General features: G+C 64.0%; 1 pseudogene. It reads right to left on the bottom strand.

From position 1 onward, the window contains the following. Positions 1-3 precede the first annotated feature (3 nt). Positions 4-336: pseudogene (locus tag AU465_RS32875) on the bottom strand (ATP-binding protein). Between the last annotated feature and the right edge of the window lie 58 nt (positions 337-394).

Raw genomic sequence — 394 nt, 5'->3', positions numbered from 1 at the left:
CGATCAAGAAGTGCGGTTGCAACGACAGGATCGCCGAACACCTCGCCCCATCTTCTCATAGCGGGCGTTGACGAGCTGGAAGAACAGATTCCCGCCGCCGGGCACGACCGGGAGATAGCCGATTTCGTCGACGACGAGCAGCGAGGCGCGGCATAGATAGCGGATTCGCTCGCGCTTGCGGCGCGGCAATCAAAGTGAGAGCGCCTCTCTCCCAGATTGTCGCGCTGTACGCGCAGCTGCCCCTCGCGCTCGGCCTTTGACGAGCGAGGCGATGATGTCGGCGAGCGTCGAGAAGTAGACGCTCTTTGCGGCCTCGACGGCGAGCGCGGTCGCCAAGTGGCTTTTGCCGGTTCCGGTCGAAGCAGCGTCATACTGCCGGGTGTCCGGCGCATGA

This window comes from Mesorhizobium silamurunense (assembly GCF_014843905.1).
GTDB classification, from domain to species: Bacteria; Pseudomonadota; Alphaproteobacteria; order Rhizobiales; family Rhizobiaceae; genus Mesorhizobium; species Mesorhizobium silamurunense.
Note: the sequence above shows the minus strand (reverse complement) of the source record. Positions and strands in the feature narration are given on the sequence as shown.